This is a genomic window from Methanoregula sp., from assembly GCF_002835825.1.
Taxonomy (GTDB): Archaea; Halobacteriota; Methanomicrobia; order Methanomicrobiales; family Methanospirillaceae; genus Methanoregula.
The window spans coordinates 1-6,575 of sequence record NZ_PIZH01000097.1 but is presented as its reverse complement, the minus strand read 5'-3'; the positions used below and the strand labels follow the sequence as shown (position 1 = coordinate 6,575).

Annotated in this window: 3 protein-coding genes; all 3 read right to left on the bottom strand. The window is 57.7% G+C overall.

Annotated elements, in window-relative coordinates; translation table 11 throughout:
* Nucleotides 1-1,098: WD40 repeat domain-containing protein (locus tag CW742_RS05095; protein ID WP_292417383.1), on the bottom strand; the 1,098-nt coding region annotated here is incomplete at its 3' end.
* Between the two features lie 283 nt (nucleotides 1,099-1,381).
* Complete coding sequence (gene leuS, locus CW742_RS05090; RefSeq protein WP_292417385.1) at nucleotides 1,382-4,168, bottom strand: leucine--tRNA ligase; 2,787 nt, start codon at nucleotides 4,166-4,168, stop codon at nucleotides 1,382-1,384.
* A gap of 22 nt (nucleotides 4,169-4,190) precedes the next feature.
* Nucleotides 4,191-6,140: a PINc/VapC family ATPase gene (locus tag CW742_RS05085; RefSeq protein WP_292417382.1), complete on the bottom strand. Its 1,950-nt coding sequence runs from the start codon at nucleotides 6,138-6,140 to the stop codon at nucleotides 4,191-4,193.
* Nucleotides 6,141-6,575 lie beyond the last annotated feature (435 nt).

Below are 6,575 nucleotides of genomic sequence, written 5' to 3'. Positions count from 1 at the left end.
AACCGGGTTGAACGGGGCAGCGTTAAAAATCGTATCGTCAGGCGTTTCGGACGCACTGTCGTCATGCAGGGAGAGGCCGTACAGGGATCGCTGGTCGGCAACAACAACCCTTGTCCCGTCCCGGCTCATGGCCAGTGTCCGCGGCTGGATGCGCTGGTCGAACTGCTTTTTTGTCTGCTCCTTGCCATGATGGTCAAGGATGATAACGCTCCCGTCATTCACGCCCGCGGCAACAACGACTCCGTTTGCCGAGGTGGCGACTGCATTGGGCCACTGGACTGCCTTGAACGTCCAGTGGATCTTCCCGTACCGGTCAAGCCCCCGGACTGCATTGTCCTGGCTGCCGACCACGATGAACGAACCGTCCTGGCTGCAGGCAACGTCATTGATGGCCGCAGTGGAGACATCCACCTGCCAGTTGCGATTCCCTTCTGTCGTGTGCGATGAGAGCCGCCTGCCGCCGTACGTGAGGATGGTTGAACCATCCGCTGAGATGAGGATGTACTCGTCCAGGCTCCCCTCCCGCGGGTCTGTCCACAGGGGTGTGAGCGTCGAGGAGTAATACCGCAGACCATTTTCGGTTGTGGCAATGATCAGGTTGCCGGCAGGCGCGATGGCCAGACGTCGTGCCACCTCGGTCTTGTTCCGGTGCAAGAGTTCCCCGTTACGGTTCCAGGTAATCCAGTTGCCCATGTCGTCTGTTGTGACAACGAACGCAGCTTTTGGGGCCACTGCCACTGCGCGGACTGCCCCGCCCATGCTCCGTGACCACATTTCCTGGCCGGACCGGTTGTAGAGGGTTGCAGTGATGCCGTTGCTTGTTACAATCCAGTCCCCGTCGGGACTCATGGAAGTGATGAACCCGGGCTGGCCTCCCCAGCGAACGCTCCCGTTCCAGTTCCGTACCAGGATCTGGCTTCCCCCGGTAAACGCCATGGATGCGTCCGGGGTTATCGTGACTCCCGAAAAGACGCTTTCGGGAAGGTAGGGGGACTGCTTCCAGTCGATCCCGATGCTCATGGCTGCCGCGTTGCCGACAAGGCTTGTTGCGAGGATGAAGAGAGTTGAGAGGACGAGTATCCGTGTGCCCGTGGTCATAAAGAATCTGAAAGATACGTATCACCCGCCGGGTTATCATTTGTGTGGAACCCCGGGGTTATACGAATGAACCTCTCGGAAAAATTCGAAGATTTCCTTATGAAAATCTTCTCGTCCTCGAGGTTCATACTAAACCTCTCAGAGAAAAAAAGAATTCGAAGATTTTCTCATGAAAATCTTCTCGTCCTCGAGGTTCATACTAAACCTCTCAGAGAAAAAAAGAATTCGAAGATTTTCTCATGAAAATCTTCTCGTCCTCGAGGTTCATACTGAACCTCTCGGATTATTCAATAATGATCGCCGGCTTGAACGGCAGCGCAGTGAGCGCCTTGACATGCCCGGCCTCTTCTGCCATGACAACGTGGACCGGCACGCCGAACTCCTGCGAAAGGAATGTCTTTGCTGCATCGAAGACAGCTTTCTCGTTGATCGGGTCCTGCACGAGCGGTGCGACAACGTGCGGGGGCAGGCGGTGGATGAGGGTGGTGCACTGCTTTGCGGTGTCGGTGGTCTCCTTGCCGCGTTTCCGCATGGACTCGTCCTTCATGATCTCCTTGATCACGGTGTTCTTGTCCTGTGCTGTTGCGATAGTGCGGAAGACCTGGTGCTTCCATTCGGGGGCAAGGGCGATCGTGATCGCCTTGGGCTGCAGCTGGATCAGCTTCACGATGGACTCGATATCCTCGACTGTCCGGGCCAGGAGTTCTTCTGCAAGCTCGATCTTCGGGCTCACGAGCTTTGCGTCTGCCACCGGCCATGGTGCAAACGAGATTAAACCCTCGCCCGCGAGTTCCTTCCAGAGGTGCTCGCCGGTGAACGGGATGAACGGCGCAAGGAGCCGGACCCAGACCGAGCAGAGTTCATGGAGTTCGCGGCTGCCATCGCAGTCCTTTGGCAGGCGCCGGCGGTACCACTTGAGGTCGGTCTCGATCCCGAAGTATGCCTCCTGCAGGGCCTGGCGGGTCTGGAAGTTGTCGAGCGCCTCGGTGGTTTTTGTTATATGGAGCTGGAGCCGGCTCGCGAGCCAGCGGTCGATATCGTGTGGTTCGCCGGTCGCGTCCTTGATCTCCATTACGGTGTTATGGAACCGCTCGATCTGCTTCTTCGTGGAGAGCACGAGCTCGTTTCGCCAGTCAAAGTCCTGCCAGGGCTCGGCACTGCCCATCAAAAACATACGGACGGTGTCGCCGCCAAACTCCTTCACGGCGTCTTCCAACAGGAAGACATTGCCTTTCGAGCTCGACATCTTGGCGCCGTTCAACAGGCCCATACCGAAGACGACCATACCCTTTGGCAGCTTGTCCTTCTGCCCTGCGAACACGGTGCAGTGGTGGAAGAGCTGGAAGGTCAGGTGGTTACTGATGAGGTCCTTTGCTGAGAACCGGAAGTCGTACGGGTACCAGTACAGGAACTCCTTTCGCATGGCGTCGAGCTTCTTCTTCTCGGGCAGGTCCTCGGATTCTTTCCCCAGGAAGATGTAGTCGAAGACTTCGGGAGTGAGGAGCTTTGGCTCGATCTCGCGGACCTTGTGGGCGATGGTATAGTACGCCATGTACACGGTCGAGTCCGAGAGCGGCTCGATGAGCTGGGCGGGGTCCCACGGGAACTTTGTGCCAAGGCCGACCCGGCGGGTGCAGGCCCAGTCCTTGAGCCACCAGATGGTCCGGTCGAATTCAGCCCGTACCTCGGTGGGCACGAGTGCCATGGTGTCAAGATGGTCCTGGACCTCCTGCTTCCAGGCCTGGTCACCGTATTTTAAGAACCACTGGTCGTGGAGGATCTTGACCTTCACCTTGTTGCCGCACCGGCAGACGACCGGTCGCTGGTCGAACTCGTACATCACGACCGAGTCGTACTTCTGCTGCATCAGCTCGGCAACTTCCTCGCGGGCAACCCGCACGGGCTTGCCGCCGTACTTGTCGAAGAGTTTTCCTTTCGAAAACTCGGCAGAGTAGATCTCCTGCGTGAGTGCATCCATCCGGCTGTCCATCTGGTTGGCGATGCCGGCTTTCTCGACCGCGTACTGGGCCGGGACTTCGCCATAGCCCTCGACTTTGATGAGCGGGATGGGTTTGATCTCCGTGTACTGCCCCTTCTGCTGGAGGTCGCGGAGGGCGATATAGTCGAACGGTGCGTGGGCGGGGACGCTCATCACCATGCCGGATGCCATGTCGGGGTCAACGAACGGCGCGGGGAGGATCGGGACCTCGCCACAGAGCGGGTGGCTGACCTTTTTGCCAACCAGATCGCTTCCCCTGATCTCGCCCGTGACTTCGACTGTATGATCCTGGAGGGCAAGTTTCTCGGCCGCCTCTTTCGAGACGATCCAGGGCTTCCCGTCCAGTTTGATCTTTACGTACGTGACGTCCGGGTTTGCCCAGAGGTTCGTGACCCCGTGAATGGTCTCGGGCCGCAGTGTTGCGCACGGGATGAACGCGTCGCTGAACCGGAACATGACGAGCGTGAACTTGATCACTTCGGCCTTGTCGCCTTCGAGCAGGTCGTGGTCGCCGACCGGGTTCTCGTCGACGGTACAGTACCGGACCGGGTGGGCGCCCTTCATCACGTGGCCCGCCTCGTACAGGTGCTTCCACTGCCACTCGATGAACTTCGAGTACGTCGGGTCAACCGTGATGAACCGGCGCCGCCAGTCGATCGAGAGGCCGCAGGCGGTCATGACCCGCTGGTACTCGTCCGCGAAGTGCTTCACGATGGTTAACGGGTCGGTGAACTGGTCGAGGATGTTCTGTGGCACGCGGTACAGGTCGCGGTACAGCCGGATGGTCTTCTCGTCCTTGTTTGCGATCCGTTTGGAGATACCGACCACGGGCGCTCCCGTGACGTGGAACGCCATCGGGAAGAGCACCTGTTTTCCCCGCATGCGCCAGAAGCGTGCGACAACGTCCGGGACAATGTACGTCCGGCCGTGTCCCACGTGCATGGCGCCGCTCGGGTACGGGAACGCTACGTTCAGGTAATACTTTTCCAGGTCTGACGGGTTGGACTCAAAGGCATGGGTCCACTGCTCATGTGCCTCTTCTTCAAAGGCGGAAAGATTGAACTGGCTCACTCTATGCACCTGCTCCCGGGGGTTATACCGGCCTCAGCTTGATGACCTCGTTGTTCGTGTGGCGCCGGAGCATCTCCTGCGCTATGCTCGAGTTCTTGGCAAGGTGGATCTCGCCCTGCTCGTTGACGGTGGCGGTAAAGAGGTACTCTTTCCCGGCAAAGACATCCACGATCTTGCCGCTCTCTGACGGGGCAAGGATTGTGAGCTGCTTCTTGTCGGTCAGGATCTTGATCCCGCCGCCGAGATTGTACTCCTCTTCGCTCTTTTGTGCCTGCACCTGCTGGCGTTCGAACTCGGACCGGGGCTTGATGTCGATCCCGATGCCGAGCTTGTTGACAATCGCCGAGACGTTCTTGCCACCCTTGCCGATCGCAGCGGGGACGTCCTTGTCATCGATATACACAACAGCTTTTGTGTCGCTCATCATCTGGACGTCCACAAAGCCGTCGGTGTAGCGCCCGATCTCGCGCTGGATCTCTTTTTCTGAGAGTTTCCAGCCGGGCCGGTCGTCGCTCTCTTTCCGTGCGGGTTCGGGAGCGGGGGCAGGTTTCAGTGCGGGAGCCGGGGCAGCCGGCTGGGCCGTGTACTGCACCGGTACGGGCTTTGCCGCGGGAGCATTCTTTCCCGCCATCACCGGCATCACGATGGTCTCGCCATCGTACCGGAAGATGTCGAGCACGAGTTCGCCCGTCTCATGGTCGCTGACCGTGGTGACGGGCCGGAGGTGGACCTCGCCGCCCATGCCCTCGGGGACCTTGATGGTGAACCCGACATCGTATATGTGCGTGACTACACCCTGCTTCAAAAAGATAATCGTGTTGACGACCTGCGAGAGGACCGAGAAGTCCACGCGGTCGGAAAAGCGCTGGACAGCGTCCTGCACGCCGTTTGCGTGGATGACTCCCACCATCCCGATACCCGCAAGGCGCATGTCGGCATAGGTGGAGAAGTCATCGGCTTTCCGGAGTTCGTCGAAGATGACGAAGTCGGGCCGGACAAGCATCAGGACATCAGCAGTGTTTGCCATGCTGCCGTCGAGCATGGTGTACTGCGTGATCTGGTCGGGGACCTGGAGTTCCCGCGGGGCTTCCATGGTCTTGACCACGTAGCCGGAATCCGAGAGGAATGTTGCGAGGCTCTGGGCGAGCGTGGTCTTGCCGCCGCCGGGAGCGCCCACGATGAGCATGCCCCGCTTCTCGTTCGTGATCCGTTTTGTGATGATATCGGACTTGGTGTAGTCCTTTAAGGTCACGTCAACGATCGGGCGGACGGCCGTGATCTCCATGCCGTCCGAGAACGGGCGTCTCGCAATCGCGATCCGCATGGAGCCGATCTGAACGACCGTGATCCCCCGCTTCTCGATCTCGATGAAGCCGTCGGGGTCGCGCTTGGCCCGCTCGAGAATTTCCTGCGCCATCATCCGCAGCTCGTACTCGCTTGTCGGGGCCTCGCGGATCTTTACGAGTTTCATGTCGTTGATGGAGCCCTTCTTTGCCACCGGGCTGATCCGTTCCTTTAAGTGCACCGCAATGGTGTGCTCGTCAAAGAACTGGTCGATGGCGAGCGGACCAAAATCGGTTACCTGGGCTTTTAAGTAGATGACGTCGAGCCCTTTTGCCCGGGCCACTTCGGCCTGTACGTTGTCGCTCGTAATGAACCGCGCCTTGTTCTCAATCGCGATGCTTCGGATCATCGCGTCGATCTCGCCGCCGCTTGCCAGTTTTACCTGTTCAAGCGTGGGCCGCACGCCGGAGAACTTGAGTTCGATGACTTTCTCTTCGGCCATCTTGCAGAGCTGCTGCAGTTCGTTCAGGCCTGAAAACCCGATCTCGCGCCCGTTGTTTGCCTGGGCTTCGAGTTCTGCAATCACTGCTTCCGGCACGATTATTGTTGCACCCTTGTATTCACCGGCTTGTATCATCGAAGTTATGCGCCCGTCGATAAGGACGCTCGTATCTGGTACTAAAATCATATGATATCCTCTTGTATGGTCTTCTATGGTATGCTATCATATTCTCTCGTGGGAATGCGCAGCACGCATCCCCTGTCTTATGTGCTTCCCACGCGTATCGGCGCGGAGGCACAGCTATTCAACGATACGGGATCGTTGATAGTGTACTGTATGTGACCAACAAGATTATAAGCATAAGGGAATCTGCCCGATGTGGTGTAGTCCAGATACTATCAGAAAAAATGCGGGAGTTCTTTGTAAATGCCGAAGCTCGAAGAGCTGAGGCTAGAGAAGAACGCGAAGTGTTCTTCGAATGGGGATGGGATTACTGTGGTAGTCACGGTGTTTAACTTGAGCGAGGAATACGAGAAATATTATATTTGTTGAAAAGAGATGAACTGAAAATTAAAGAGATTTGTCTGTTTTTAGTAGGAAACAGAATCTGATTATTTTCAA

Excerpts from the sequence above, each read along its gene's own strand:
- CW742_RS05085 (WP_292417382.1), bottom strand. The coding sequence starts at position 6,140 with ATGATTTTAGTACCAGATACGAGCGTCCTTATCGACGGGCGCATAACT.